Annotated in this window: 24 protein-coding genes and 1 tRNA gene; 12 read left to right on the forward strand and 13 right to left on the reverse strand. The window is 70.5% G+C overall.

What is annotated here, in order from left to right:
- Nucleotides 1–3: 3 nt before the first annotated feature.
- The 4 genes from JOD65_RS11840 (at nucleotide 4) to JOD65_RS11855 (ending at nucleotide 5,386) form a co-directional block, all read left to right on the forward strand.
- On the forward strand, nucleotides 4–867 hold the full coding sequence (locus JOD65_RS11840) for an amino acid ABC transporter permease (RefSeq protein WP_204811125.1): 864 nt from the start codon (nucleotides 4–6) through the stop codon (nucleotides 865–867).
- Nucleotides 864–1,613, forward strand: a complete 750-nt coding sequence (locus JOD65_RS11845; RefSeq protein WP_191196937.1) for an amino acid ABC transporter ATP-binding protein — start codon at nucleotides 864–866, stop codon at nucleotides 1,611–1,613. Before JOD65_RS11840 ends, JOD65_RS11845 begins: the two co-directional genes overlap by 4 nt.
- Nucleotides 1,614–1,742: 129 nt before the next feature.
- Nucleotides 1,743–3,581, forward strand: a complete 1,839-nt coding sequence (locus tag JOD65_RS11850; RefSeq protein ID WP_307821120.1) for an ABC transporter ATP-binding protein — start codon at nucleotides 1,743–1,745, stop codon at nucleotides 3,579–3,581.
- Nucleotides 3,578–5,386, forward strand: a complete 1,809-nt coding sequence (locus tag JOD65_RS11855; protein WP_191196938.1) for an ABC transporter ATP-binding protein — start codon at nucleotides 3,578–3,580, stop codon at nucleotides 5,384–5,386. Before JOD65_RS11850 ends, JOD65_RS11855 begins: the two co-directional genes overlap by 4 nt.
- 22 nt (nucleotides 5,387–5,408) lie before the next feature.
- Here JOD65_RS11855 and JOD65_RS11860 read toward each other — a convergent pair whose 3' ends face one another.
- Nucleotides 5,409–5,843 (reverse strand): SsgA family sporulation/cell division regulator, encoded by a 435-nt coding sequence (locus JOD65_RS11860; RefSeq protein WP_191196939.1) that lies wholly within the window; start codon nucleotides 5,841–5,843, stop codon nucleotides 5,409–5,411.
- 209 nt (nucleotides 5,844–6,052) lie between these two features.
- On the opposite strand from JOD65_RS11860, the gene JOD65_RS11865 reads away from it, so the two are divergent.
- The 3 genes from JOD65_RS11865 to JOD65_RS11875 all read left to right on the forward strand — a co-directional run bounded on the left by JOD65_RS11865 (nucleotide 6,053) and on the right by JOD65_RS11875 (nucleotide 7,450).
- Entirely contained in the window at nucleotides 6,053–6,556 is a 504-nt protein-coding gene (locus JOD65_RS11865; RefSeq protein WP_191196940.1) for a PGPGW domain-containing protein, read from the forward strand.
- A 49-nt stretch (nucleotides 6,557–6,605) separates the two neighbouring features.
- Nucleotides 6,606–6,680: transfer RNA gene (locus JOD65_RS11870), tRNA-Val, on the forward strand.
- A 287-nt stretch (nucleotides 6,681–6,967) separates the two neighbouring features.
- Nucleotides 6,968–7,450, forward strand: a complete 483-nt coding sequence (locus JOD65_RS11875; protein WP_191196941.1) for a hypothetical protein — start codon at nucleotides 6,968–6,970, stop codon at nucleotides 7,448–7,450.
- A gap of 89 nt (nucleotides 7,451–7,539) precedes the next feature.
- Here JOD65_RS11875 and JOD65_RS11880 read toward each other — a convergent pair whose 3' ends face one another.
- Together JOD65_RS11880 and JOD65_RS11885 are read right to left on the reverse strand one after the other, a co-directional pair.
- On the reverse strand, nucleotides 7,540–8,034 hold the full coding sequence (locus JOD65_RS11880; RefSeq protein ID WP_191196942.1) for a hypothetical protein: 495 nt from the start codon (nucleotides 8,032–8,034) through the stop codon (nucleotides 7,540–7,542).
- Between the two features lie 232 nt (nucleotides 8,035–8,266).
- Nucleotides 8,267–9,607, reverse strand: a complete 1,341-nt coding sequence (locus JOD65_RS11885) for an LssY C-terminal domain-containing protein (protein ID WP_191196943.1) — start codon at nucleotides 9,605–9,607, stop codon at nucleotides 8,267–8,269.
- 131 nt (nucleotides 9,608–9,738) lie between these two features.
- On the opposite strand from JOD65_RS11885, the gene JOD65_RS11890 reads away from it, so the two are divergent.
- A complete protein-coding gene (locus JOD65_RS11890) occupies nucleotides 9,739–10,563 on the forward strand; it encodes an alpha/beta fold hydrolase (RefSeq protein WP_191196944.1) in 825 nt (274 codons plus the stop codon).
- 27 nt (nucleotides 10,564–10,590) lie between these two features.
- Here JOD65_RS11890 and JOD65_RS11895 read toward each other — a convergent pair whose 3' ends face one another.
- From JOD65_RS11895 to JOD65_RS11920, 6 genes are all read right to left on the reverse strand, one after another.
- On the reverse strand, nucleotides 10,591–11,949 hold the full coding sequence (locus tag JOD65_RS11895) for a dipeptidase (RefSeq protein WP_204811127.1): 1,359 nt from the start codon (nucleotides 11,947–11,949) through the stop codon (nucleotides 10,591–10,593).
- Nucleotides 11,950–11,951: 2 nt separating this feature from the next.
- Entirely contained in the window at nucleotides 11,952–12,398 is a 447-nt protein-coding gene (locus tag JOD65_RS11900) for a hypothetical protein (RefSeq protein WP_191196945.1), read from the reverse strand.
- Nucleotides 12,395–13,834, reverse strand: a complete 1,440-nt coding sequence (gadC, locus tag JOD65_RS11905; RefSeq protein WP_307821122.1) for a glutamate/gamma-aminobutyrate antiporter GadC — start codon at nucleotides 13,832–13,834, stop codon at nucleotides 12,395–12,397. The genes JOD65_RS11900 and gadC overlap by 4 nt, the downstream gene beginning before the upstream one ends.
- Before the next feature lie 179 nt (nucleotides 13,835–14,013).
- On the reverse strand, nucleotides 14,014–14,514 hold the full coding sequence (locus JOD65_RS11910) for an LURP-one-related/scramblase family protein (protein ID WP_191196946.1): 501 nt from the start codon (nucleotides 14,512–14,514) through the stop codon (nucleotides 14,014–14,016).
- Between the two features lie 28 nt (nucleotides 14,515–14,542).
- Nucleotides 14,543–14,923, reverse strand: a complete 381-nt coding sequence (locus tag JOD65_RS11915) for an SHOCT domain-containing protein (protein WP_191196947.1) — start codon at nucleotides 14,921–14,923, stop codon at nucleotides 14,543–14,545.
- A gap of 78 nt (nucleotides 14,924–15,001) precedes the next feature.
- Nucleotides 15,002–15,445, reverse strand: a complete 444-nt coding sequence (locus tag JOD65_RS11920) for a DUF7144 family membrane protein (protein WP_191196948.1) — start codon at nucleotides 15,443–15,445, stop codon at nucleotides 15,002–15,004.
- A 113-nt stretch (nucleotides 15,446–15,558) separates the two neighbouring features.
- Here JOD65_RS11920 and JOD65_RS11925 point away from each other — a divergent pair, with 113 nt between their 5' ends.
- Nucleotides 15,559–16,059, forward strand: coding sequence for a hypothetical protein (locus JOD65_RS11925; protein ID WP_191196949.1), 501 nt, complete (start codon nucleotides 15,559–15,561; stop codon nucleotides 16,057–16,059).
- Here JOD65_RS11925 and JOD65_RS11930 read toward each other — a convergent pair.
- The 4 genes from JOD65_RS11930 to JOD65_RS11945 all read right to left on the reverse strand — a co-directional run bounded on the left by JOD65_RS11930 (nucleotide 16,056) and on the right by JOD65_RS11945 (nucleotide 21,639).
- Nucleotides 16,056–17,471 (reverse strand): LuxR C-terminal-related transcriptional regulator, encoded by a 1,416-nt coding sequence (locus JOD65_RS11930; protein ID WP_191196950.1) that lies wholly within the window; start codon nucleotides 17,469–17,471, stop codon nucleotides 16,056–16,058. The genes JOD65_RS11925 and JOD65_RS11930 overlap by 4 nt on opposite strands.
- A gap of 107 nt (nucleotides 17,472–17,578) precedes the next feature.
- Nucleotides 17,579–19,840 carry a helix-turn-helix transcriptional regulator gene (locus tag JOD65_RS24190; protein WP_191196951.1) on the reverse strand — a complete coding sequence of 754 codons (2,262 nt, stop codon included), beginning with the start codon at nucleotides 19,838–19,840 and terminating at the stop codon, nucleotides 17,579–17,581.
- A gap of 155 nt (nucleotides 19,841–19,995) precedes the next feature.
- Nucleotides 19,996–20,205, reverse strand: a complete 210-nt coding sequence (locus tag JOD65_RS11940; RefSeq protein WP_191196952.1) for a DUF8691 family protein — start codon at nucleotides 20,203–20,205, stop codon at nucleotides 19,996–19,998.
- A 132-nt stretch (nucleotides 20,206–20,337) separates the two neighbouring features.
- Entirely contained in the window at nucleotides 20,338–21,639 is a 1,302-nt protein-coding gene (locus JOD65_RS11945; protein ID WP_191196953.1) for a YhjD/YihY/BrkB family envelope integrity protein, read from the reverse strand.
- Nucleotides 21,640–22,012: 373 nt separating this feature from the next.
- Between JOD65_RS11945 and cls the strand changes: the two genes are divergently transcribed.
- Genes cls through JOD65_RS11960 form a run of 3 tightly spaced genes read left to right on the forward strand, consistent with a single transcriptional unit; the run spans nucleotide 22,013 to nucleotide 24,716 of the window.
- A complete protein-coding gene (cls, locus tag JOD65_RS11950; RefSeq protein ID WP_191196954.1) occupies nucleotides 22,013–23,464 on the forward strand; it encodes a cardiolipin synthase in 1,452 nt (483 codons plus the stop codon).
- A gap of 12 nt (nucleotides 23,465–23,476) precedes the next feature.
- On the forward strand, nucleotides 23,477–23,923 hold the full coding sequence (locus JOD65_RS11955) for a hypothetical protein (protein WP_191196955.1): 447 nt from the start codon (nucleotides 23,477–23,479) through the stop codon (nucleotides 23,921–23,923).
- Between the two features lie 22 nt (nucleotides 23,924–23,945).
- Nucleotides 23,946–24,716: an MBL fold metallo-hydrolase gene (locus JOD65_RS11960; RefSeq protein WP_191196956.1), complete on the forward strand. Its 771-nt coding sequence runs from the start codon at nucleotides 23,946–23,948 to the stop codon at nucleotides 24,714–24,716.
- Nucleotides 24,717–24,726: the final 10 nt, after the last annotated feature.

Consider the following 24,726-nt stretch of genomic DNA (forward strand, 5'->3'; position numbering starts at 1 on the left):
CCCGTGACTGACCAGGTGGACATCGCCTGGGAGCCTTCCGAGGTCCAGCGCGAGCGCGACGAGTGGCGGCGCCGACGCACGATCCGCAGCGCGGCCATCGCGTCGGGCAGCACGGTGCTGCTGCTCGGGATCGTCGGCGGCCTGGTGGTCAGCTCGCCGGGCTGGGAGCGCGTCCAGGAGACGTACTTCGACTGGGACAAGGCCGTCTCGTCGTTCCCGGCGGTGCTCGAGGGCCTCTGGCTCAACATCCGGGTGATGGCGCTGTGCGCAGTCCTCATCGTCGCGTTGAGCCTGACGATCGCCGTCATGCGCACCATCCGCGGTCCCGTCGCGTTCCCGCTGCGCCTGGTCGGCACGGCGTACGTCGACGTCTTCCGCGGCCTGCCGCTGCTGCTGGTGATCTTCCTGCTCGGCTTCGGCGGACCCGCGCTCAGCCTGTCCGGGCTGCCCACGTCGGCCCTCTTCTGGGGATGCGCGGCCCTGGTGCTGTCGTACTCCGCGTACGTCGCCGAGGTGTTCCGGGCCGGCATCGAGTCGGTCCACCCCAGCCAGCGCCTGGCTGGGCGGTCGCTCGGCCTGACCTACGGGCAGACGCTGCGCCACGTCGTGCTGCCCCAGGCCTGGCGCCGGGTCATCCCGCCGCTGATGAACGACCTGGTCTCGCTCCAGAAGGACTCGGGCCTGATCGCCGTGCTCGGCGTCGTGGACGCGATCCGCGCGGCCCAGATCGAGACGGCCATCGACTTCAACTACACGCCGTACGTCGTCGCCGGCGTGCTGTTCTGCTGCCTCACCATCCCGATGGCGAGGCTCACCGACCGCTACGCCCGCAAGAAGGGCTACCACGGGGCAGGAGGCCACCTGTGAGCACCGCCACGACTGAGCTGCTGCGCCTCGACGGCGTCCGCAAGTCCTTCGGCGACCACGTCGTGCTGCGCGAGGTCGACCTGACCATCGAGCCCGGCGAGTGCGTCGTGCTGATCGGCGCGTCGGGATCCGGCAAGTCGACGCTGCTGCGGTGCGTCAACCTCCTCGAGGTCGTCGACGACGGCGTGATCACCTTCGAGGGCCGCGACATCACCGATCCGCGCGTGGACGGCGACGAGGTGCGATCGCGCATGGGGTTGGTCTTCCAGGCCTACAACCTCTTCCCGCACCTGGACGTGATGGGCAACGTCACCCTGGCGCTGCGCCTGGTGCACGGGGTCGGCGCCGAGGAGGCGCGGTCCCGCGGGATGGCGATGCTGGAGCGGGTGGGCCTCGCCGCCAAGGCGGAGGCGCGCCCCGACGACCTGTCCGGTGGGCAGCAGCAGCGGGTGGCGATCGCCCGGGCGCTGGTGGCCAACCCGCGGCTGATGCTGCTCGACGAGGTCACGAGCGCGCTCGACCCGGAGCTCGTCGGTGAGGTGCTCGACCTGCTGACCGAGCTCAAGGCCGAGGGCGTGACCATGCTGCTCAACACCCACGAGATGGGCTTCGCCCGCGACGTGGCCGACGAGGTCTGCTTCCTGCACGACGGGCGCATCCACGAGCGGGGGAGGCCCGAGCAGGTGATCGGCGACCCGCAGGAGGACCGCACGCGCGCCTTCCTCTCCCGGATCCGCGCCTCCTGATCGAGCCCTGCTCGAAACGCTTTTCGATTCGCGGAGTGTCGGTGCCGAGGAATAGCCTTGCCCGGTTGGTTGGTTGCGCTCGGCAACCGACCAGCGGAACACCGGACGACGAGGAGGCGGGCGACACCTGTGGGCGACGACGCGGAGCTGCGGGGCACCACCACTCTCGACGGCTTCCGGGTCCTGTGGGTCGGCATCAAGCGCGAGCCCATCGTCTTCACTGTCGCGACGCTGGGAGCCGTGCTCTTCGGGGTGCTCACCGTGGCCGACGCGTGGGTGCTCGGCTGGGCCACCCAGCACGTCCTGATCCCGGCGTTCGACACCGGTGAGATCGGCACCGACATGCTGCTCTGGGTGGTCGCCCTCTTCATGGGCGTGGCGATCCTTCGCGCGGTCGGCATCGTCGCCCGGCGCCTCGGCGGCGGCATCATGTACTACCGGATGCAGTCCCACACGCGCCGCGGCGTGACCCGGCAGTACCTGTCCCTGCCGATGGAGTGGCACCAGCGCCACCCGACCGGCCAGCTGCTCTCCAACGCCTACTCCGACGTCGAGGCGGCGTGGTCACCGATCATGCCCCTGCCGATGGCTCTCGGCACCGTCGTGATGATGGTCATCGCGGTCGTGCAGATGTTCATCGCCGACGTCGTGATGGCCGTGGTGGGCCTGCTCGTCTTCCCCGCCGTCGTCGCGGCCAACCTGCTCTACCAGCACTTCTCCTCCCCGCTGATGACCCGCGCCCAGGGGCTCCGGGCCGAGGTGAGCGAGATCGCCCACGAGTCCTTCGACGGCGCGATGGTCGTCAAGACGCTGGGGCGCGAGGTCGAGGAGACCGACCGCTTCCGCGCCAAGGCCCACGAGCTGCGCGACGTCAACGTCCGCGCCGGCCGGATCCGCGCGGTGTTCGACCCGACCCTGGCCAGCCTGCCCAGCCTCGGTGTCCTCGTCGTCCTGGCGGTCGGCGTCGCCCGCGTCTCCAGCGGCGCGACCGAGGCCGGCGACGTGGTGACCGTCGCCTACCTCCTGACCATCGTCTCCTTCCCGATCCGGGCGATCGGGTGGCTGCTCGGCGAGTTCCCGCGCTCGGTCGTGGGCTACCGCCGTGCCAAGGCGGTGCTCGACGCGACGGGCAACATGTCCTACGGGAGTGACGAGCTGCCGGTGCTCACGACGGGCGCCCTGCTCGAGGTCGAGGACCTCCACTACTCCTACGACGCCGACGCGCCGCTGCTGCGCGGCGTCGACTTCGACGTACGCCCGGGACGCACCGTCGCGCTGGTCGGCGCCACTGCCTCCGGCAAGAGCACGCTGACCAGCCTGATGACCCGGCTGGTCGACCCCGACGCGGGCCGGATCCGCATCGACGGTCACGACCTCAAGGGCCTCCGCAAGGGCGCGCTGCCCCGCGACGTGGCGCTCGTGCCCCAGACGGCCTTCATGTTCGACGACACCGTCCGGGGCAACGTGACGCTCGGCGCCGACGTCCCCGACGCCGACGTGTGGGCCGCGCTGCGCACCGCCCAGGCCGACGGGTTCGTCGCCGCCCTGCCCGACGGCATCGACACCAAGCTGGGCGAGCGTGGCACCTCGCTCTCCGGTGGCCAGCGCCAGCGACTCTCGCTCGCCCGTGCCCTCGTACGCCGTCCGCGCCTGCTGATCCTCGACGACGCCACGTCCGCGGTCGACCCGGAGGTCGAGGCGCGCATCCTCGCCTCGCTGCGCGACGACCGCGACGAGGACGGCGACGACTCGGCCGCATCGCTCGTCGTGGTGGCCTACCGCAAGGCGACGATCTCGCTGGCCGACGAGGTCCTGCACCTCGAGGACGGGCGGATCGTCGGCCGGGGCACCCACGCCGAGCTGCTCGCCACCAGCCCGGCCTACGCCCAGCTGGTCAACGCCTACGAGACAGAGGCCGCGCTCGATGCCGACGCGGGATCCGCCACCGACGGAGGGAGCCGAGCATGAGTGCTGTCGCACCCACCTCCGGGACCCGGATGGACACCGGCGAGGACATCGGCGTCATGGCGACCCTCCGCCTCGGCATGAAGTACTCACCCGAGCTGCGCGAGGGCCTCGGACTGACGCTGTTCTACGCCGTGATCGCCTCGTGCGGCCAGATCGTCGTACCGATCGCGGTCCAGCAGACCCTCGACCGCGGGCTCAACGGCACCGGCGGTCCCCGCCTCGACTACGTCGTCTGGATGGGGGTGCTCGCCGCCTTCGCGATCGCCGTGACGAGCTGGGCGTCCTACCTGATGACCAGCCGGCTCTTCACCACCTCCGAGCGCGGGCTCGCGACGCTGCGCACCAAGGCGTTCCGGCACGTGCACGACCTCCCGCTGCTCACCCAGAACACCGAGCGCCGCGGCGCCCTGGTCTCCCGGGTGACCAGCGACGTCGACCAGGTCAGCCAGTTCCTCGTCTTCGGTGGCCTGATCTTCGTCGTCAGCATCGGACAGATGCTGGTCGCGACCGTGCTGATGGTCGTCTACAGCTGGCAGCTCGCGCTGGTGGTCTGGCTGTCGTTCGCCCCGCTGTTCCTCTCGATCCGCTGGTTCCAGAAGAAGCTGTCGGCCGCCTACACCGTCGTACGCCACCAGGTCGGCGTGCTGCTCGGCGCCATCTCCGAGCCGGTCGTCGGCGCCGCCGTCGTCCGCTCCTACGGCGTCGAGGACCGCACCCAGGCGCGCATCGACACCGCCATCCAGGACTGGCAGGACGCCTACACCCACGCGCAGACCTACACCGTCACGTCGTTCTCCCTCGGCGGCCTCTCGGCCGGCCTCGCCAACGCCGGCGTGATCGTGATCGGCGTGCTCCTCGGCTTCACCGGTGACATGACCCCGGGTCGCGTCCTGGCGTTCGCGTTCCTCGTCACCCTGTTCGTCGGGCCGGTGCAGATGGGCACCCAGATCCTCACCGACGCGCAGAACGCCATCGCCAGCTGGCGCCGCGTCCTCGGCATCCTCGAGACGCCGGCCGACCTCGTCGACCCGGGAGCCGACGGCGAGGTCCTCCCGCGAGGTCCGATCGACGTCCGCTTCGCCGACGTCAGCTTCGCCTACCCCGGCGGGCCGCCGGTGCTCCGCGAGGTCGACCTGGCCATCGACGCGGGCACCCGGGTGGCGATCGTGGGGGAGACCGGCTCGGGCAAGTCCACCTTCGCCAAGCTGCTCACCCGCCTGATGGACCCGACCGACGGCGCCGTGCTGCTCGACGGCGTCGACGTACGACGCATCGAGGCGCGGTCGCTGCGGCGCAGCGTCGTGCTGGTGCCGCAGGAGGGCTTCCTCTTCGACGACTCGATCGCGGCCAACGTGCGCTACGGCAGGCTCGACGCCACCGAGGACGAGATCCGCGCATCGGCCGTCGAGCTCGGCATCGACGACTGGCTGCGCGGCCTCCCGCGCGGGCTCCACACCCAGGTGGGCCAGCGCGGCGAGTCGTTGTCGGCCGGCGAGCGGCAGCTCGTCGCCCTGCTGCGCGCGCACCTCGCCGACCCCGACCTCCTGGTCCTGGACGAGGCCACCAGCGCCGTCGACCCGGCGCTGGAGATGCAGATCGGCCGCGCCCTCGAGCGGCTGATGCAGTCACGGACGTCGGTCACCATCGCACACCGGCTCTCCACGGCCGAGAGCGCCGACGAGGTGATCGTGGTCGACAAGGGACGGGTGGTGCAGCGGGGGCCGCACCGTGAGCTCGTCACGCAGGCCGGCAGTGTCTACGCCGGGCTCCACGCGAGCTGGGTGGCGCAGCACTCGCGGGTGTAGCCCCGCGTCGCCGAGGCGGACCTCAGGAGGCGAGCAGCTGGCTGATGAGCATGTCGGCGTCGAAGGCCTCGGACTCGGTGCCGGGGGAGACCACCGCGACGGTACGCGCGATGAAGTCGACGACGTCCGCGGCGCGGGCCAGCAGCACGAGGTGGCCGTCGGGGGAGCTGAGCTCGATGGAGACCATCGCGTGACCGCTGAGGCCGATCGCGGGGGAGACGTGCACGTCACCGTCGCCGACCGGGGCCTCCGTACCACGGATCAGCAGGTCGCGACCGAAGGTCCACACGAGGTTGCCGTCAGAGGTGACGAACGTCATCGCGACCGCGAACGGGTCGGAGGCGGCGTAGCTGAGCACCGTGTCGATCTCATGGCGGATACCGCGGTCGTCCATGCACTCGACGGTGATGTCCAACGCGACGTCAGACAGGGTGTGCCCGCTACCGGACAGGTTCATCGAGAGCTCCTTGTGGTCGCCCGAAGTGAGGGATTCTCCGAGGTTGCGTGCTCATGAGACGGCATGCCGGGACGCTCGTGATGCAAAACGGCAAAAGATGACCCGGGCTGGTCCAGACCGCATCTTGATGTCGGCTCGTGGCGAACTTGACGGTAACCCGGCCTTTCGGCTGCAGCGAAACCTCTGGTCCCCCCGGGTAGGTTCTTCCCATGACGGGGGCAGCCAAGCGCATCGGTCTCGAGGTCCTGGGGTGGACCCTGCTCGTGCTCGGCGTGGCGGCGATCTTCCTGCCAGGCCCGGGACTGCTCGGCATCTTCGCCGGTCTCGCGCTCCTCTCCCAGCAGTACGACTGGGCGGAGAAGCGGGTCGAGCCGGTCCGGCTGCGGGCGATGCTCGGCGCCGCGGAGAGCGTCGAGACCTGGCCCCGCGTCGTCGCCTCCTGCCTCGGTGCGATCGTCCTGGCGGCGTGCGGCGTGCTCTGGATCATCAAACCGCCGGCCCCGGACTGGTGGCCGGTCGCCGACACGTGGTGGCTGCCCGGTGGCATCTGGACCGGCGTCACCCAGGTGGCGTCCGCCCTCATCGCGGTCGGCCTGATCATCTACAGCTACCGGCGCTTCCACGGCCACCCCGAGAAGGCCGACGAGCTGCGCAGCGACATCAAGGCCCGCGGCCGCAAGGCCGAGGACCGCACCGTCGGTGCCGATACCTGACCCGGATTCAGGCCCGGGCCGCACCATGGGATACGGTTCTGCCGAGCTTGGGCGATTGGCGCAGTGGTAGCGCGCTTCGTTCACACCGAAGAGGTCACTGGTTCGAACCCAGTATCGCCCACCAAGATCATCGAGAGCCGCGCTACCGGGTAGCGCGGCTCTGTTGTTCGCACCGAAGAGGTCACTGGTTCGAACCCAGTATCGCCCACCAAGATTGAAACGGCATTCAGTCGCGGGTCCACCGTGCGTGCGCTGAACATCAGCGTCGGGGCCCACCAACGGACGACTCATGGTCGGTACAACGACGGACGGTCACCAGAGGTGACGCCCCCGGCCGGACCGCTCTGGCGCGGGCCGTCCAACCCGCGCATGATGTCCAGCGGGAGCGTCTCAACCTGGAGGGGTGGCGGGATGTCCGAGCAGACGATGGTGGAGGGCGTCGAGACTGCGTTGCGCGAGCTCGGGGTCTCGGAGGTGGTGGCCGCGGCCGGCCAGTTCCAGCCACGAGGTCACACGGGGAGCATGTTCGCCGGCGGCATGATCGGCGACAGCCTCGCCGGCGGACTGGGCGATGTGGCGGACTCGGTGGCAACGGCTGGTGGCGCGCTCGCCGGAGCACGGATGCACGACGCCGCGAGCGGGCTGCCGACGAACATGCTGGTCGGGGTCACGGCGACGCACGTGTACGGGTTCGTCGCGGCGCACCGGAGCAGCCCCGCCGGCGCGCTGGTCTTCCGCGTGCCCCGCGATCGGATCGAGGTGAAGGTCCACCAGCGCGTCAACGTCAGGATCCTCGAGCTGGTCGACAGCTCCACCGGATCGTCCATCCAGCTCGAGGGCAACCGGATCCCGCTCACCCACAGCAAGGACGTCATCGACGTCCTCCGCGCCTGATTCTTAGCACCCCGAGGACGTCGTGCCTCGCCGAGGTCGCGCGGCGCCTGGAGGCGGTACGCCGGGCGCGGGCGAGTTGGCGCGGGGGGCTACTTCTTGCCGTTCGCGCCGAGGTCGACGCAGACCTCGCCGGACACCGTCTCGCTGAAGCTCCCTGCGGGGTCGAGCAGGTCCTGCACGCCCGCAAGGGTGAGCGTGCCGGTCGCTCCGTCGAGCTTGCCGGTGGCCCCACTCACGTCGCCCGAGGCCTGGAAGTCCCCGGTCGTCAGATCGAGCATGCCGTCGAGGTCGACCGAGAGCGTCCCCCGGTTCGTGGTGAACGTGATGCCGCCGTCGAAGGCAATCCCGGTCGGGGTGGGGCCGGTCACCTCGAAGGCAGCTTCTGTCGTGCCCTGCAACAGGCCTCCGCCACGGATCTGGGCGACGGTCCGGATCAAGCCCGGAGGGTCACCCGCCTGCGGAGCAGCTCCCTGGCCTGCGCCCGTCGCGTTGATCTGGTGGCAGGACACCGCGGCCGTGGCCGGTCCGGCCTGGACGAGCATCGCCAGGGGCAGCAGCAGGGCCAGGACAGCAATTCGTCGCACGGTTCGTCCTCTCCGGCGCTGGCCACGTTGTCCTCGCCAGCTCAATCCAACCTAGCGAGGCGGCGGGGGGTGTCAATGTTCGAGAGGCAGGGCGAGAGCAGCGCCGCTGCCACCGTGGATGCGGTCCTGGCCGATCCGTCGACGTACGGATACCACCTGCGAACCTGAAGCATCGGCATCTGCCGCGATTCGCCCGCGGTCCTGCGCGCGCAGCGGTCCGGCTACGGGTCGCTCAGGCCCGCCGATCGAGCCCCACCCAGCGGCGTGCTCCGTCCGAGCTCACCGCGATGAGGATGAGGACGGTGATCGCGGTGCTCGTCAGGACGAGGAAGTGGGCCTCGGGGGCGGCGCTGAGGTCGACCAGCTGCGTGACCGCCTCCGCCGTGCACACGACCAGGAGCGCGGTCCGAGCCCAGGCATGGTGGGCCAGCATGAACACCCACAGGCCGATGAGGCACAGCGCGCTGAGGCCCATGACGGTGATCTCGCGGGCCGACGCGGTGGTCGGGACGCTGTCGCCCAGGAAGACGGCCACGAGCACGGTCGCCAGGGTCGCCGCGGCCTTGCCGATGCTCATCGCTGCCGCGGCCAGGAGGGTCGGAGGCGGTACTCGATGGGACCCCGCGCGCGACAGCGCATCGGTTGCCGGCTGCACCAGGTCGGGCGCCGGCGCCCGGAGGGTGGTCAGGTCGAGGATCGGCAGGCTCCCGTCGGTGCGTACGACGTCGCCTCCACCGTTGCGGGTGGTGAAGGCGCTGGAGTAGTCCTTGATGACGCGCAGGGAGGCATCCGGAACCGCGTACCGGACCGTGTCGACGACGTAGTCGCGCTCGATGTCGATGTCGGCGTCCACCCGGTGCGTCACCTGCAGGGTGAAAAGGGAGATGCCGACCGCCCTGTCGTACGTCGCCGCGGCCAACCACTCCACCTCGAACCCGCCGGGCAGCTTCCAGCCGTCGGGGACCGGCCAGAAACGCACGTGGTGGCGTTGAGCCGGATTCCCGTCGACCTCCTGCTGGTAGGCGAACGCCTGTCGCTGCCCGAAGAGGAACAGGGAGGAGACGGGGGCCTCGGGGTAGGGGCGGCGCAGCACCGACGAGACCACGATCCGCCAGGAGGAGCGGATCGTGAGCTCATCGGCACGGGTCCAGCCGGCGCGGAGCATTGCGGCATGGATGTCTGCCTCGTTGCCGTCCACGGCCAGGTTGATCGGGTCACCGAGCACGCCGATGTCGGTGAGCGATCGCCCGATGAAGTAGTCGGGCACGTAGACCTTCGAGAGCACCTCCTGGAGGCGGGGGAGCCCGACGTAGGCCAGCAGCACCCAGAACAGGAACACCGACGCGATGACGTACCAACCGTCGCCGAGCCCGACGGTGACCACGATCCACCCCAGCCACATGACGAGCACCGTGCCGATCACGAAGAAGGCGCCGTCGACGATCTGCTGGACGGGCCACAGCGGGGTGCCGGAGACGTCGTCCGGCGCCAGCTCGAACGTGGGAGGCGAGGTGGGACGCGGTGTCTCCACGGCATCACCGCGGCGCCAGTCGTCGGCGGGATCCATCCTCATGCGTGTCCATCCTCGTCGTCCACGCGACGTTCGCAGGCTACCGAGAACGACCCGGCCGGGGATCCCCAGAAATCGCGATCCTGCCGCGCTGGTCGCGGAGTCCACCGAGGTCGGACCACTAGCCTCGGGCCATGAAGGCCCACCGGGGACCAGGCGACGGCTGGGTGGACGAGCAGCTCCAGGTGGGCGGGACGTCGGTCTACTGCCGGCGCAGCACGAACGAGGACGGTGTCCCTCTCGTCCACCTGCACGGCTTCGCGATCTCCGGCGCCTACCTGATGCCGACCGCCCGAGCCCTGGCCGCTCGTGGGGTCAACGTGGTCCCGGACCTCCCTGGCTACGGTCGCAGTGAGCGACGGGAGCGCGTCCTCGACATCCCGGGTCTGGCCGAGAGCACGATCGCGATCCTCGACGGTCTCGAGATGGACAAGGCCGTCCTGGTCGGCAACTCCATGGGCTGCGCCATCAGCCTGGAGGTCGCCCACCGAGCGCCCGAGCGGGTGCACCGGCTCGTCCTGGTCTCGCCGGCTGGAGGCGTCCACAACCAACCCCTCGGGCGCGCCATCGGGCAGCTGGGGAGGGACGTCTTCCGTGAGAGCACGAGGATGTTTCCCGTCGCTGTGCCCGACTACGTGAGGTTCGGGCCCCTGAACGGGCTGCGTCTCTTCGGCGAGCTGACCCGCTTCCCGTCGCTCGAGCGACTGGTGAACACCCCTGTCCCGACCGTTGCCGTCCTGGGGAGCCGCGATCCCCTCCTGCCGTCCCCCGACCGCATCCGCGAAGTGGCCCGGCTCGCTCCGGAGCACCTGACGATCGCCGTCATCGACCGAGCGGCGCACGCGGTGAACTTCAGCCACCCTGCGGAGCTGGCGGGCGTGATCGGGTTGTGGCTCGACGACGCGGTCGGTGACGGCTCGCTCCTCCCGCGCGGCGTGCGGGTGGTGGGGGCCACGTAGCCCGGCCGGCGGAAGCAATCGTCCCCGTCAGCTCGAGGCGGCGGCGTAGCGCTGGAGGAACAGCGCCTCGGTCAGGGCCATGGCGGAGATCTCCGTCGGGTCGACGCTCTCGTTGGGGGCGTGGATCAACGCCTGCGGCTCCTCCACGCCCATGAGGATGATCTCGGCGTCGGGGTAGGTGTCGGTGAAGACGTTGCACAGCGGGATCGAGCCGCCCTGCCCCAGGGTGACCATCGGCGTCCCGTAGGCCTCCGCCATCGCCGCGCCCATCGCCTGGTACGCCGGTCCGTCGATCGTGGCCCGGAACGGCGAGCCGGTCGCCTCGACCTCGACGGTGACGTGGACCCCCCACGGTGCCGCGTCGTGGAGGTGCGCCGTGAGCGTCTTCTCAGCCACGTCCGGCGCCAGCCCGGGCGGGATGCGGAGGTTGAGCCGCGCGGCCGTCCTCGGCACGATCGCGGCCGCCGAGCCGACCACGGGCGGGCAGTCGACGCCGAGCACGGTGACGCACGGGCGAGCCCACAGCATGTCCGACACCGTGCCGTCACCGAGGAGCCGCACTCCCTCCAGCAGCCCCGCGTCGCCCCGGAACTGCTCCGGCGGGTACGGCTCGCCCTCCCACCGTCCGGCGGTGTCGAGGCCCTCGATCGTGGTGTTGCCGTCCGCGTCCCGCAGGGTGGCCAGCATGGCGACGAGCGCCGCCAGGGCGTCCGGGGCCGCACCGCCGAACATGCCGGAGTGCACCTCGGAGGCGAGTGCCTCCACCGTGACGACCACGTTGACCATGCCGCGCAGGCTGACGGTCGACGCCGGCCGGCCCACCGCCGCGTTTCCCGTGTCGCAGACGAGGATCGTGTCCGCGCGGAGCAGGTCGGGGTTCTCGACGACGAAGGCCTCGAGACCGCCGGTGCCCTGCTCCTCGGAGCCCTCCACCACCAGCTTGAGGTTCACCGGTACGTCCTCACCCAGGGCACGCAGGGCCAGGAGGTGCATGAGGATGTTGCCCTTGCAGTCCGCTGTCCCGCGCCCGTACCAGCGCCCGCCCTTCTCGGTGAGCTCGAAGGGCGGCGTCTCCCAGGCGGTGTCGTCGAGGGGCGGCTGCACGTCGTAGTGGGCGTACAGCAGCACCGTGGGCGCGTCGGCGCGCGCGCAGGGTCGTGAGCCGACCACCGCGTTGCTGCCGTCCGAGGTCCTGGCCAGCCGCGCATCGGCGAAGCCGAGGGCCGCGAAGTGCTCGAGGACCCATGCGGCCGCCCGGTCGCACTCCTCCGGTGGGAACTGGCGCGGGTCGGCGACCGATCGGATGGCGACCAGCTCGGCCAGCTCCTCCTTCGCCCGGGGCATCAGCTCGGCGACACGGGCTCGCAGGTCCAGCCCCGCATCCATGGTCACGACCCCGCCACGTCGTCGGTCTTCAGGTCGCCGACGAAGTCCTTGAAGTCGTCGAGCTCGTCGGGGCAGTAGATCTCGATGATGAGCAGCTGGCCCTGCACGACCCGACTGTCCGCGATCACCGGCCTCGCGCCCGGACCGCTCGCCCCGTTCGTGAGCTGCGACAGCAGGACCGCCCGGCTCAGTGCCTCGTTCGGGTTCTCGCAGGTGGCGCCACCGTCGTCGCCCAGGACACGTGCGACCTGGTCCACGTCGGGAGTGCGGGCTCCGACCTCCGTGAGCGCGTTGATGAGCTCGTTGGCCTTGTTCTGGGCCTGCGCGTCGTTGACCCCTCTGGTGAAGGCGAGGACGCCGGCCAGGGTGACCACCCCGAGGAGGACCAGGACGGTGATGAAGATCCAGCTGCGCTCGCGCGGGCTCTGCGTCTCGGCAGGAGTGCTCATGACGCGATCACCTCCTGCGGTTCGGGCTGCTTCCAGCTGGGCTTGCGCATCTTGTAGAAGATGAACGGCACCAGGAGCCCGAGTCCGAGCGCGCCGCCGCCCACGATCGCGAAGTACAGCCCGGCGTTGCCGTCCGCGAACTGCGACGGCGGGATGAAGCCGACGAGCAGGGCGGCGAGTGAGGCGGCGAAGCCGATGCCGCACATCCCGACCAGCATGGGCGCGCGGTAGCCGCGGGGGTGGTCCGGGTCCTTCCGTCGCAGCTGGATCGCAGCCACGAACATCAGCAGGTACATGATGAGGTAGACCTGCGTGGTGATCACCGAGAAGACCCAGTAGACGCTGGAGACGTCAGGGATCAGGGCGTAGGCGAGGCCGATCACCGTGGTGACGAGACCCTGGACGACCAGGATGTTCTGCTGCACGCCGTTCTTGTTGAGCTTCTGCAGGTACGGCGGCAGGTAGCCCTCCTGGCGGGAGATCAACAGCAGGCCCTTCGAGGGGCCCGCGAGCCAGGTCAGCATGCCGCCCAGCGAGGCGGCCACCAGCATGATGCCCACGATCGGGGTCAGCCACTGCCAGCCGAAGTTCGCGAAGACCGCGTCGAAGGCCTGCATCACCCCGGCGGTCAGGGACAGCTCCTCGGCGGGGACGATCCAGCTGATCGCCAGCGCGGGCAGGATGAAGATCATGAGCACGAGGCCCATGGCCAGGAACATCGACTTCGGGAACTCCTTGCCCGGGTTCCTCAGCGACCCCACGTGGACCGCGTTCATCTCCATGCCGGAGTAGGAGAGGAAGTTGTTCACGATCAGCACGAGGCTCGAGAGACCTGCCCACACCGGGAAGATGTTGTCGGCTGTCATCGGCGCCGCGGACTCGTTGCCCTGCCCGAGGAAGACCATGCCGAGCAGGACCAGCACGACGCCGGGGATCAGGGTCCCGATGATCAGGCCGCCGCTGGCCAGGCCGGCCACACCCTTGGTGCCGCGCGAGGAGATCCACACGCCGGACCAGTACACGACGATGATGACGGCTGCTGTCCACACGCCGCTGCTGGCCAGCTCGGGATTGAAGACGTACGCGAGCGTGCTGGCCACGAACCCGAGCAGGCTCGGATAGTAGAAGATCGTCATCGCGAACTGGCACCACACGGCCAGGAAGCCCATCGGCTTCGAGATCCCCTCCGAGACCCACTTGTAGATGCCGCCCTCCCAGCCGGAGGCCAGCTCCGCCGACACCAGCGACGTCGGCAGCAGGAAGACCAGGGCGGGGAGGAGATAGAGGAACACGCAGGCGAGACCGTAGACGGCCATGGTCGGCGCCGCCCGCAGGCTGGCGACCGAGCTCGTGGTCATCATGGCGAGGGCCACCCACGAGATCCAGTTGGTCGCCGGCACCTTGGCCCGCGCTGCCAGGTCCTGACTGGTCGTCACGTCGACCGCAGCCTGGTGTCGAGCTCCGCACGAGTCATCCTCATCACCCCTTACGCGAACGGGCCGGTGCCCGGTCCTTCGACGCTAGTGAGGCCGCTGCGAGCCGCGGATCATCCGCCGCGGGTGACCCCGCCGACCGCGTGGCGGCACCTGCGACCCTCGTGGTTCGGAGTCCGCGGTCAGCCCCGAGCCATCGCATCGACGCACACCGTGATGGCGAGGACGAGGGGGATGTCCTGGCCCTCGGCCAGCTGGACGCCGTACGTGTCGCGGACCCGGAACCACTTCTTCGAGACCTTCGCCACCGTGTCACCGTCCCGTTCGATCTCGTACTCGTGATCGACGATGTTGCCGTGTGCCTTGAGGTCCTCGCCGTCGTCCACCTCGATGACGTAGTGGTCGCGGATACCGAGGAGTCGCTTGTGCACCGTCGCGGTCGTGGCGCCGTGCTCGATGGTCATCTTGTCGCGCACGGAGAGCTTCTTCTCCTGGATCTTGCACAGCTCGTTGCCGTCCGCGTCCTCCAGGATGAAGGTCTCGCGCAACCGGGCAGCCTTGCCGTTGACCTTGAAGAGCCGGTGACCGCCGTCGTCCTCGATCCAGAAGTCGTCCCCGATCGCGATCAGCTTCTCGCGCATGCGGAACATGGGGCCGTCGAGGCCTCGGTCGCGGAATCCCATCGTTCCTCCTGCATCCGCGCGCGGGTGCTCAGGCCAGGACCTTGGCCTTGGCCTGTTCGTACTCCGCGGGAGTCAGGACGCCGCTGTCACGCAGCTCAGCCAGTCGCTGCAGCTCGTCCGACACCTGTGGCGCAGGCGACCGCTGTGAGTCGTAGACCGCCATGCGGGCCATCGCCGCCTCACGGTTGCGCGTGTTCATGGAGTCACCCCTCGAGATGATGTAGACGAGGGCTCCCAGCCACGGGATGAGGACGATGAAGATCGTCCACAGGGCCTTCTTGCCACCGCTCAGGCTGTCGTCGCGGAAGATGTCGGCCAGGATGTGGATCAGGAGCGAGATCCAGGCGAGCAGGATCGTGAACCAGAAGATCGAGACCATCACGTCCCAGAATCCGAAGTCATCTTCCATGTCTACCTACTCCTAAGCATGAGGGACGGGATGGGGCTGGACGGGATCGGGACACCGAGTCACCGTGACGCCGACCCGTCAGTAGCCCTCGAGGGACCGACGGTCACCGTGGGCCGTGACGGCGTAGATCACCAGGAAGTTGACGGTGATCATGATGAGCGACCACAGGGGATAGGCCGGCATGAAGACGAGGTTGGCGATCGAGCTCGCCACCGCGAGCACGATGGCCACGATCCGGGCCCACATCGCACCGCGGAGGAGCGCCCCGCCCGCGCAGGCCACGAGGATGCCCAGGATCAGGTGGGTCCACCCCCACGTCGTGTAGTCGACGCTCACGACGAGGCCGTTCTCGCCGACCTGGTAGTAGTCCTCGTCGAAGATGCCGACGAAGCCGGCGATCGCATGGAAGCACCCGAGGATGAACATCATGGTGCTGGCGAACACGATCCAGCCCGACCATGCACCGCCCGTGGAACGGTTCTCGTGGCGGTCCTGCGCCGCCATCGGGCTCGGTGTTGCCATCAGCCTGCCTCCCTCTCGTCGTGCTGGTTCCCTCAGCATGGAGACAGCGCAGTGGGACGGCCTCACCCACCGAGGGTGACGCGAGGAACCCGCCGACGGAGCACCGTGGCGTGATGGTCGACGAGGAGCAAGAGTTCGAGTACGACGTCCAGCTGACCCGGCGTCCCGACGACGCGCTCCGCGCCCTCTACCCCGGCATGACGGTGCGCAGCACCGAGGCGCAGACCGCCCTCCGTCGGCGGGTCGAGGGACCCGAGGAGCTCAGCGCCCTGCTCGTCGAGATCGGCACCCTCGGCCTGACCCTGACGGACGTGCACCGGGTGATGAGCGTCGAGGACGCCGATCCCGGTGCGGCCCCACGGGACCAGCACCACGCCACCAGCACGAGCCCGGCTGGCGCGGGGCTCTACGAGGTCCGGGTCGTCGGCGAGCTGGGAGGGACCTCCCTGCGATACCTGAAGTGCACGCACTACCCCGTGCAGAAGCAGACGCTCGTGCGGCTCACGCTGGTCGCGGGCGAGCTCCACCGGTTCCTGCAGGCGTGCACCGACTGCGGGGCCGGTCTGGCCCGGGTGCACCGCGTGGGCACTCCGGCCCTGGTGGGCTCGGGCTAGCAGAGGCCGAGGGTCCGGCCGTGGCGCACGGCGTCCACGCGGCGGTTGACCCCGAGCTTGCCGAAGATGCCCTTGAGGTGGGTCTTGACGGTGTTGGTGGACACGAAGAGCGCCGAGGCGATCTCCTCCGTCGAGTTCATCTGCGCCAGCAGCTCGAGGACCTGGCTCTCACGCTCGGTGAGCAGCGAGGGACGGAGCTGGTCGGCGTCCAGGCCGAGGGTCGGTAGGACCACCGCCGGGCGCCCGATCGCGTTGTCGTCGCCCGGGCAGGTCGCTAGGAACTCCCGGTGCTTCCGCAGCAGGGCGGGGTCACGCTCCACGATCCGGCGCAGCCAGGCCGCGTCCCGCATCACCGCGCGGCGCATCCCCTCGCCGGTGGCCGAGCGGAGGGCCCGGTCGGTCAGCAGTCGTGCCCGCTCGGGTCGCCGCTGTTCCTCGGCCATCCGTGCCTCGAGCAGCCACGCCTCGATCTGCAGGGCCAGCGGAGCGTGGTCGAGGTCGGTGACCGCACGGCTCAGGACGGCGAGTGCTCCGCGGACGTCTCCGATCATCCGTCGTGCGAGCGCCGCCATGACCATCGCCTCGACCACGGCGTGCTGGGGCACCGGGGTGAGCAACGCCATCGCCCGGTGTGGCTCGCCAGACGCGATCAGCGCCTCGGCCCGCACGACCGTCACCAGCTCGCTGAGCCAGTCCGACCCAGCGGCCGGGGCCGCTCCGTCCCGGGCGGCGAGGAGCCGCGTCGCGGCCTCTGGGGCCCCCACCGCGATCGACAGCTTCGCGTCGAGCAGCACGTGGCTCGTCGCCAGCCAGGCGTCGTGCCCGTGCACGACGTCGTCCAGCGTGTCGAGGTGGCGCCGGGCTGTGTGGAAGTCGGCGCGCTCGAGGGCGACCCAGGCCTCGGCGAGGAGGGCGTGAGCGCGGCCAGAGGCGCCGAGGGGGTCAGGGGGCCCGGACTGCGCCTGCTCGACATGGCGCTCGGCCCGTCGCAGGTCGCCCTGGAGTGCCTCCACGTGGGCCAGCGGGCCCAGGAACCGGCTGCGCGTCTCCGGCGTCGCGGCGTCCGCTCCCCGGGAGAGCACCGCGGCGACCTCGTCGCGGCCTGCGTCCTCGACCCGCGCCGCCGCGAGGTGTGTCTTGAGCAGCTCGCTGAGCTCGGTGATGCTGGACGGCGCCGCCTGACTGGTGGGCCGGACGTCCGCGAGCGGTTGCTCGGCGGCCCCGGGCGCCGGGATCACCCGGGGTTCCCCCCAGGTGCCGTCGGCCCGGATCTCCACCAGTGCCCACCCCCAGGTGGGCGGGGCCTGCTCGTGGCCGGTCGCGCGGGGACGTGGCACGGTGGGGCCGGCGACACAGGTCGGCGGGTGGGTCTGGCGTGACGGGGCCTGCCGGGCGGGGGGGTGCAGTGACATGTCGGGGCTCCCAGATCGACGACGAGCGGGCACCCATCCATTACCCACCTATCGGGGTGAGCCGGGAACACCCGGAGCGTGATCTCACCCGGGTGAGTCCCGGTGGACTAGATGAGTGACTGCCGGCGCGCGAGCCGCACCGCGTCGGCCCTCGAGTGGGCGCCCAGCTTGCGATACGCCGCGCGGGCATGCGACTTGACCGTGTTGGTGGACAGGTACAGCTCCACCGAGATCTCGTGGAGGCTCAGCGAGCCCTGCATCATGCGGAGGACGTCGATCTCGCGCTCGGTGAGGGGCTCGCCGAGCACCTCCACTGCGTCGAGGTCGTTGACGAGCTTCCTGACCGCTTCCGCCCGCGCGCGCATCGCCGTCATCCCGTCGGTGAAGCGGCTCATGCGCTGGGTGAGCTCGGCCAACAGGTCCCGGGCGAGAGCGGCGTGTCCCAGGCTGGCTGCGATGCGCGCGCTCACCATGAGGTGGTGGATGGGCCCCCACGCCGCCTGCGCGTTGTTGAGCCGACGCGTCGAGAGACCGAGCTCCAGGGAGCGCATGGCGTCGTCGTGCTTGCCCGCGTTGGCCTGAGCCTGCGCCAGGGCGACGTACGCCCACGAGGCCTGGGGAGTCGCTCCCAGCCCTCGGCTGTCGAGCACGTCCATGGCCAGCTCTGCGCACTCGCGTGCCTGCGTGGCGTTCCCGCGCTCGCTCTCGACGAAGCACTCGAGGGACAGGGCCAGGATGTGGACCATGCCGGGGGCGCCGTCGGTCCGGGTCGCCGCCCGCAGGTGCGGCACGGCTTCGTCGAGCTCGTCCTGCAAGTAGAGGGCATGCCCGAGCGCCGCTTGGGCGATGCCGAACTGGACCGACCGGCCGTCGGTCTCCAGCTCGGCGGCGCGGCGTGCCGCGGCCAACATGTCGACGGGGCCGCCGTAGCCGAGGATGGCGCGCATCTGGGCCGTGGCGGACTCGATCGACCGCGAGCCGTCCGGCAGCGGACCGTAGTCGTCCAGGCCCTCGACGACGCGCAGGTGGCGCGCCATCCCCTGCTCGTCACCGGCCAGGCCCGCCATCCAGGCCGCCGTCACGTGCGCCGGTGGAGCGCCGTCGCCGGGACCCAGGACGTCGAGCCACCCCTGGACGGTGGCGGCATGACCGGCGTCCACGAACCGCAGCCAGTTGGCCTGGACGAGCTCGGATGCGTCCTCTTCCCTGCCTGCGGCGAGCCAGTGGGTGATCGCCTCCCGAACGAGACCGTGGACGGAGAACCACTCGGCGGCCCGGGCGTGGAGCTCCTCGATGCGCTGGGGGTGCGACAGCTCCAGCTCGCTTCGGGCGACGGCGGCGAAGAGCTGGTGGAAACGGAACCACGTGCGATCCCCGTCGAGCGGCACCAGGAACAGGTTGGCGCGTTCGAGGTCGTTGAGGATCGTCGCACTGTCGCTCCGTCCCAGCAGGTGGTCGCACAGACCGGCCGAGAACCGGTCCAGCACCGAGACGTCGAGGATGAAGTCCCGCAGCCCTTCCGGGTGCCGGCTGAGGACCTCCTCGGTCAGGTAGTCCCCGATGAATCGGTTGCTCCCGCTGAAGCGGTGCACGAAGTCGTCAGGGTCCGGTCGGTCGGCGAGGGAGAGCGCGGCGAGGTAGAGGGCCGCAGGCCAGCCCTCGGTCCGTTCGACCAGCTCGGCGAGGGTGTCGTCCGAGAGGGCGACGCCCGCGCGAGTGACCAGCTCGTGAGCCTCCTCTGTCGTGAAGGCCAGGTCCTCGGCCCGCAGCTCGGCCAGGTCGTGGGACACGCGCAGCCGGCCCAGACGGAGGCCGGGGTCAGATCGGGTGACGATCACCAGGTGCGCCTTGTCCGGCAGGCTCTGCACGAGGAGCTCGACCTCCTCGTGGCGCGCGGTCAGCTGGACGAAGTGGAAGTCGTCGAGGACGAGCACCAGGTCGTCCGGCATGGCCGTCAGCGCTGCCATGATCGTCGCCAGCAGGGTCGGTGGCGCCTGCAGACGTCTGCCGAACGCCCGCGAGGGTTCGACGAGGGGCAGCACGCATCCCGCACGTTCGAGGGCCGCGGCCACGTGGCTCCAGAGCCGCACCGGGTCGTTGTCGCCGGCGTCGAGGGAGACCCACGCTGCGTCGGGACACTTCTCGCCCTGCAGCGCTTGCGCCACCACGGTGGTCTTGCCGTAACCGGCCGGAGCAGCCACGAGGGTGACAGGACGGTGGACTGCCTTGGCCATGGCCTCCATCAGGCGCGGCCGGTCGACCCAGCTCGCGCGACGGGACGGCGGGTGGAGCTTCACGTCCGACAGGTGGTCCATCGACGGGACCAGGACGACACCACGGACAGGCGGCTCAGACCCGAACGCGCTCATCGGTCAGCCTCCCATCCCGCCTGCCCGTCTCCCCCGAGCTGCGCTTGACCTGGTCTTGACGATAGGGCCATCGGCGGCGCGGCGTCTGGACCCGGGCCGTCCCGGGACCGTCCCGGGACCCCCAAGGGCCGGAGCGGTCCCAGCTCGGGCCGTGGCTAGACGTCCGGCTCGCGGCGCACGTCGACGAGCGCGAAGCCCTGGCGACTGAGCGCCGCCAGCAGCCCGTGGAGCTCGGCGTCGTCGCCGAGCACGACGTGGATCGTGAACCCGCCGGGGTCGATCGAGACGGTCGCACCCTCGAAGTCGTCCAGCAGCTCGGAGGGCACGTCGCCCACGGCGCGGATCTCGTAGGCCGATCTCGACATGAAGTCCTCGATTCGTCGACGGGGGGTTGCCGGGGGGCTTCTACGGTGCGCCCCCGGGGTGCGGGATTGCGTCACCCTTGGCGGGTGACGCCCGCACGCGGTGCACCCGTCCCACCGGTGTGAGCGCCTCGATCAGGGGTTGCTGCTCGGCGCGGACGGCCGGATCACCAGCTCCAGCAGGGTCCCGGTCACGGCGACCACCACGGCACCCAGCAGGGCGCTGCCCGGGCCCGCGACGTCCAGGTTCGGGCTCAGGCCCGCCGTGACGGCGAAGAGGGCGCCGTTGACGAGGAGCGCGGAGGCGCCCATCCGGAGCCACGACTGGGAGCCGGCCAGCCACTGCAGCACCGGCCCGACCATCGCGTTGACCAGTCCGAAGAGCACGGACACGGCGAGGTAGGTCCCGAGCCCGCCGTTGACCGCGATGCCCGGGACGACTGCCGTGGCGACCCACACCGCGGCGGCCATGATCGACCAGTTCACGAGCAGGTGGACGATGGCCAGCAGGTCGCCGCTCGTGAGGCCGCCGTCCGCGACCCTGTCCGCGTGGTGCTCCGCCTCCGCGGGTTCGCCGGCCGCCGGGTCGGTGAGTCCGAACCGGTTCTTCAGCTGGACGAGCCACCGGGCGTCGGACGAGTCGAACTGGGCCCCCATGACGGCGCACGCGATGACGATGCCTGCTGCCGCGAGCAGCCAGCCGAGCAGCGTGATCGTGACCCCGAACAGGCCGAAGTCGGCGGTCGCACGGTCCATCATCCCCGGCATGTAGATGGGCGTGCCGATGGCGAGGACCGTCATGGCCACAGCGGAGGCGCCCCCGGTGGCGAGCAGGCGACGCCAGTGCACCTGCCGCTCGAGCAGGAGGTAGGGGATGCACGTCCACAGCACGAGGCCGACACCGGCCTGGAGCGGGATCGTCCACAGCCACTCGAGCGGGAACCGGCTGGCCAGCTCACGGACCAGGTAGGACAGGCCGGCCATCACGGTGAAGGCGACCAGCCCGAGTCCGGCGTACATCGTGCTGCGCATGCCGGCCTTGGTCCGTCCCCACGCGGCGCGGTACATCGACTGGAGTCGGCGACTGAACGCCATCGCGGAGTAGATCAGCAGCAGCGCGCTGAACACCGACACGGTGCTGGACGCCCCGGCGGGGGTGAGGAACAGCTGCTCCACGGCGTCGGCCGAGTCGCCCGAGAGGTTGAACCTCCGGATGATGGACCGACTGATCACGTCCTCCTGCCCGGCCGGAGCCGCACTGGCCACGACTATGAAGAGCGGGATCAGCGCGGTCAGGGCCTGGGACGAGAGCACGATGCAGCGGTCGAACCCCTCCATGAGGGCGAAACGCCGCACGGACTGGCCGAGGAACGACGCAGCGACCCGGCGCGACAGGGCGCTGACCTCGTCCGTGCGCTCCTCCGGCAGCAGGCGCATCAGCTCACCCCAGGAGGACAGCGACCTTCCGTGCCGGCACGAGCGATCACCTGCCCGCCCTCGTCGCCTCCTCGACCCGCGTCTGCACGGGTCCTGACAACGCCATGCTCGGTCGCGTCGAACACCGCTGTCGTCATCCGGGGTGGGTGAGGCGAACGGGCGGGTGGCGAACCAAGGTGCCGGGGTACGGACGCTGGCGCGCACCCCGGCAGCGGCTCACACGTGGAGGGTGATACGCCCGAGCCCGTCGCGCCCGAGACTCGACCGGAGGCCGTGCGGACGGTGTGCCACACCGCGCATCGGTCGTTCAGACGGGCTCGATGGCGAGGTGGGTGCAGATGATCGGACACCACCGGAGCGGGCGAGCGCGGTGATGGCTGACGTCATGGTGGTCCTGGGAGCCGGCCTCGTGGTCCTCGACTACGTGATCAAGTTCCTGGCCCTCGGGGTGCTGCCGAGCAACAAGAAACCCTCGTCGGCCATGGCGTGGCTGATCCTGATCCTGATCGTGCCGTTGGCCGGCTTCCTCGTCTTCCTGGTCCTGGGTCGCACCAGCCTGGGACGGGGCAGGCTGGCGCGACAGCGCGAGGCCGACGCGGCCATCCGTGCCGCCACGGAGGTCCTGCCCTCGACGACGCTCTCCGAGCCGGCGTACCTCCCGTCGATGGCGACCCTCAACTACAACCTCGGCGCGCTGCCCCTCCAGGGAGGGAACAAGATCGACCTGATCCCCGGCTACCACGACTCCATCGCGGCGATGACCGCCGAGGTCGCCGCGGCCCGGTCGACGGTCGAGGTCGAGTTCTACATCACGGCCTGGGACGAGGTGACCGGCCCCTTCTTCGAGGCGCTGGTCCAGGCGACCGCCCGCGGCGTCCAGGTGCGACTGCTCGTCGACCACCTGGGGTCACGGGGCATCCCGGGCTACGACGACTTCGCGAAGCGCCTGGACGCCACGGACATCGAGTGGCGGCCGATGCTCCCGCTGCGTCTGCTCAAGGGCGAGTTCCGGCGCCCCGACCTGCGCAACCACCGCAAGATCCTGGTGGTCGACGGCAAGGTGGCCTTCATGGGGTCTCAGAACCTCATCGAGCCGGGCTACAACAAGCCGAAGAACCATGCCGCGGGACGCGAGTGGGTCGAGCTCGTCGCCCGCATCGACGGGCCCACGGTCAGTGCCCTGCGCGCCGTGTTCGCCAAGGACTGGTTCACCGAGACACACGAGCGCCTGGCCGAGCAGGTCTCCGCCGCGAAGCCGCAGAGCCACCCGGGCGGGGTGACGGCGCAGGTGCTGCCCAGCGGTCCGGGCTACGTCACGGAGAACAACCTGCGGCTCTTCACTGCCCTGATCTACTCCGCGCAGTCCCGCATCTCGTTGACCAGTCCCTACTTCGTCCCGGACGAGCCGCTGCTGTACGCCGTGACGACGGCGGCTCGACGAGGCGTGGAGGTGGAGCTCTTCGTGAGCGAGGAGGGCGACCAGTTCATGGTCTACCACGCCCAGTGCTCCTACTACCAGGCGCTGCTCGAGGCGGGCGTGCGTATCCATCTCTACCCCGCCCCGGCCGTGCTCCACTCCAAGCACTTCTCCATCGACGACGACGTCGCCGTCATCGGCTCCAGCAACATGGACTTGCGCTCCTTCGCGCTCAACCACGAGGTGTCGATGATGCTCACCGGCGCGGACATCGTCGCGCGGTTCCGCAAGGTCGAGGACGACTACCGCGCGCTGTCGCGCGAGCTGACCCTCGAGGAGTGGCAGCAGCGCTCGGCCTGGCAGCGGTACCTCGACAACACGATGCGGCTGACCGCCGCGCTGCAGTGAGAGGAGTGGACGATGGCGCGAACGACGCACGAGCTGTGGCTCGAGGACCGGCAAGGAGTGATCGACCGGGGCCGGGACCGGGCGTGGTGGCGGTGCCTGCACTGGTGCAGCTCCGTCGGCCTCCTGCTGGCGGTCGTGCAGTGGGGATGGGTCGTCCCGAGCGCAGTCGTGCTCGCCGGCGTGGCGATCGCCGTGCTGCTCTTCATCGCGTGCCTGGGCAAGGTCGACCTCGCGCGGGTGCGGGTGGTGGTGGACGTGTCCACGTTGACGGCCCTCGCGACCGTCGGCGCGGCGGGTCTCGTCGCCGTCTCGGCCCCTGCCGGGCTGCTCATCGTGCTGGCGCTGACGCTCACGTCCCCCGCCGTACGTCGGTCGCTGCGGGACGCGCGGACGGCGATGCGCCTGTCCCTCGTCCTGGCACGTGCCGCACGCAAGCGCACGGGGGAGGCGCCCTGGTGACGCCGGGTCCTGGGTTCCTGCCGTGACCATCACCGTCACCTGGCTCGGGCACGCCACCGTGGTGGTCGACATGGACGGTGTCCGGATCGTGTCTGACCCCCTGCTGCGGCGGCACAACGGCATCCTGCGGCGCCGTGGCGGAGCCACCCCGGAGGGCGAGGCCTGGTCCGGCGCGGACGCCGTCCTGCTCTCCCACCTCCACCACGACCACGCCGAGGTCGCGTCCTTGAAGATGCTCGACGGGGTGCCGGTGCTCACGGCACCGGAGAACGCCGTCTGGGTGGTGAAGAAGGGCCTGGCCGGGCGTGGGCTCGGCGAGGGGGAGTGGGCGCCCGTCGGCGACGCCGGCGACGTGGCGGTACGGCTGGTCCCCGCCGTGCACCACTCCCGACCGATGCCGCACCGACCCAACGCGGCGAACGGGCACCTCGTCCGAGGTCCCTCGGGAGTCGTCTGGCTCGCGGGTGACACCGACCTCTACCCGGAGATGGCGAGCCATCCGGAGCTGGCCGGGTCCCCGGTCGACGTGGCCGTCGTCCCGGTCGGGGGGTGGGGTCCGCGCCTCTCCCCGGGGCACATGGGGCCGAAGCAGGCGGCAACGGCCTGCCGGCTCGTGGCTGCCCGCTCCGCGCTGCCGGTGCACTGGCAGACCCTGCACGTCCCGGTCGGCGGGCGGTTCCCGCGCGGCTGGATGGACCTCGCGGGTCCGCGGTTCGTGGAGGCGCTGGCCCACGACGCGCCGTCCTGCCGGCCGCTCGTGCTGGACATCGGGTCGTCGGCCACCCTGCCCTGAGGGGACCCGC

Source organism: Nocardioides cavernae (assembly GCF_016907475.1).
Classification (GTDB): Bacteria; Actinomycetota; Actinomycetes; order Propionibacteriales; family Nocardioidaceae; genus Nocardioides; species Nocardioides cavernae.

Bases quoted from the DNA above. Each gene is read 5' to 3' on its own strand.
- cls (WP_191196954.1), top strand. From the start codon at position 22,013: ATGGCTGACGTCATGGTGGTCCTGGGAGCCGGCCTCGTGGTCCTCGAC.
- JOD65_RS11875 (WP_191196941.1), top strand. From the start codon at position 6,968: ATGTCCGAGCAGACGATGGTGGAGGGCGTCGAGACTGCGTTGCGCGAG.
- JOD65_RS11930 (WP_191196950.1), bottom strand. From the start codon at position 17,471: ATGTCACTGCACCCCCCCGCCCGGCAGGCCCCGTCACGCCAGACCCAC.
- JOD65_RS11885 (WP_191196943.1), bottom strand. From the start codon at position 9,607: ATGAGGATGGATCCCGCCGACGACTGGCGCCGCGGTGATGCCGTGGAG.
- JOD65_RS11915 (WP_191196947.1), bottom strand. From the start codon at position 14,923: ATGGAAGATGACTTCGGATTCTGGGACGTGATGGTCTCGATCTTCTGG.
- JOD65_RS11895 (WP_204811127.1), bottom strand. From the start codon at position 11,949: ATGGATGCGGGGCTGGACCTGCGAGCCCGTGTCGCCGAGCTGATGCCC.
- JOD65_RS11920 (WP_191196948.1), bottom strand. From the start codon at position 15,445: ATGGCAACACCGAGCCCGATGGCGGCGCAGGACCGCCACGAGAACCGT.
- JOD65_RS11910 (WP_191196946.1), bottom strand. From the start codon at position 14,514: ATGGGATTCCGCGACCGAGGCCTCGACGGCCCCATGTTCCGCATGCGC.
- JOD65_RS11900 (WP_191196945.1), bottom strand. From the start codon at position 12,398: ATGAGCACTCCTGCCGAGACGCAGAGCCCGCGCGAGCGCAGCTGGATC.
- JOD65_RS11955 (WP_191196955.1), top strand. From the start codon at position 23,477: ATGGCGCGAACGACGCACGAGCTGTGGCTCGAGGACCGGCAAGGAGTG.
- JOD65_RS11890 (WP_191196944.1), top strand. From the start codon at position 9,739: ATGAAGGCCCACCGGGGACCAGGCGACGGCTGGGTGGACGAGCAGCTC.
- JOD65_RS11855 (WP_191196938.1), top strand. From the start codon at position 3,578: ATGAGTGCTGTCGCACCCACCTCCGGGACCCGGATGGACACCGGCGAG.
- JOD65_RS24190 (WP_191196951.1), bottom strand. From the start codon at position 19,840: ATGAGCGCGTTCGGGTCTGAGCCGCCTGTCCGTGGTGTCGTCCTGGTC.
- JOD65_RS11925 (WP_191196949.1), top strand. From the start codon at position 15,559: ATGGTCGACGAGGAGCAAGAGTTCGAGTACGACGTCCAGCTGACCCGG.
- JOD65_RS11860 (WP_191196939.1), bottom strand. From the start codon at position 5,843: ATGAACCTGTCCGGTAGCGGGCACACCCTGTCTGACGTCGCGTTGGAC.
- JOD65_RS11865 (WP_191196940.1), top strand. From the start codon at position 6,053: ATGACGGGGGCAGCCAAGCGCATCGGTCTCGAGGTCCTGGGGTGGACC.
- JOD65_RS11945 (WP_191196953.1), bottom strand. From the start codon at position 21,639: ATGCGCCTGCTGCCGGAGGAGCGCACGGACGAGGTCAGCGCCCTGTCG.
- JOD65_RS11940 (WP_191196952.1), bottom strand. From the start codon at position 20,205: ATGTCGAGATCGGCCTACGAGATCCGCGCCGTGGGCGACGTGCCCTCC.